General features: G+C 57.2%; 1 rRNA gene. It reads right to left on the bottom strand.

Features of this window, described 5'->3' with window-relative positions:
- Nucleotides 1-7 precede the first annotated feature (7 nt).
- A 16S ribosomal RNA gene (locus tag BEN47_RS00720) occupies nt 8-1439 on the bottom strand; the annotation flags it as partial.

Raw genomic sequence — 1439 nt, 5'->3', positions numbered from 1 at the left:
GCTCCAGAAAGGAGGTGATCCAGCCGCACCTTCCGGTACGGCTACCTTGTTACGACTTAGCCCTAGTTACCTGTTCTACCCTAACTGGCTTCGTTGCGGAGCACCAGCTTCAGGTCTACCAAACTTCCATGGCTTGACGGGCGGTGTGTACAAGGCCCGGGAACGTATTCACCGCGCCATTGCTGATGCGCGATTACTAGTGATTCCAGCTTCACGGAGTCGAGTTGCAGACTCCGATCCGAACTGAGAACGGCTTTTCGGGATTGGCGCACCATCGCTGGTTGGCAACCCGCTGTACCGTCCATTGTAGCACGTGTGTAGCCCTAGGCGTAAGGGCCATGATGACCTGACGTCGTCCCCGCCTTCCTCACTGCTTGCGCAGGCAGTCTGGCTAGAGTCCCCACCATTACGTGCTGGCAACTAACCATAGGGGTTGCGCTCGTTGCGGGACTTAACCCAACACCTCACGGCACGAGCTGACGACGGCCATGCAGCACCTTGCTTTGTGTCCCGAAGGAAAGGCCCATCTCTGGGCCGGTCACGCGCATTCTAGCCTAGGTAAGGTTCCTCGCGTATCATCGAATTAAACCACATGCTCCACCACTTGTGCGGGCCCCCGTCAATTCTTTTGAGTTTCACTCTTGCGAGCGTACTCCCCAGGTGGGATACTTAACGCTTTCGCTAAGCCACCGACATTGTATCGCCGGCAGCGAGTATCCATCGTTTACGGCGTGGACTACCAGGGTATCTAATCCTGTTCGCTCCCCACGCTTTCGTGCCTCAGCGTCAGTTACAGTCTAGGCAGCTGCCTTCGCAATCGGGGTTCTGGAGGGTATCTATGCATTTCACCGCTACACCCTCCATTCCGCCGCCCTCGTCTGTACTCAAGCTCTCCAGTTTCCGGGGCAGTTCCGTTGTTGAGCAACGGGCTTTCACCCCGGACTTAAAAAGCCGCCTACGCACCCTTTAAACCCAATAAATCCGGACAACGCTTGCACCCTCCGTATTACCGCGGCTGCTGGCACGGAGTTAGCCGGTGCTTATTCACCAGGTACCGTCGTCGGAGGACGCATCCCCCTTATTCTTCCCTGGCAAAAGCAGTTTACGACTCAGAAAGCCTTCGTCCTGCACGCGGCATGGCTGGGTCAGGCTCTCGCCCATTGCCCAATATTCCCTACTGCTGCCTCCCGTAGGAGTCGGGCCCGTATCTCAGTGCCCGTGTGGGGGACCAGCCTCTCAGCTCCCCTAGCCATCGTCGCCTTGGTGGGCCGTTACCCCCCCAACTAGCTAATGGCACGCAACCCCATCCGAATCCAATAAATCTTTAACGGTGAACCGATGCCGGTCTGCCGTTTTATGCGGTATTAATCCGCCTTTCGGCGGGCTATCCCCCAGATTCGGGTAGGTTGGTTACGCGTTACGCACCCGTGCGCCACTAT

Origin of the sequence: Hymenobacter lapidarius (genome assembly GCF_001816145.1) — a bacterium.
In the GTDB taxonomy this organism is placed as follows: domain Bacteria; phylum Bacteroidota; class Bacteroidia; order Cytophagales; family Hymenobacteraceae; genus Hymenobacter; species Hymenobacter lapidarius.
This window is presented reverse-complemented; position numbering and strand designations above follow the sequence as displayed.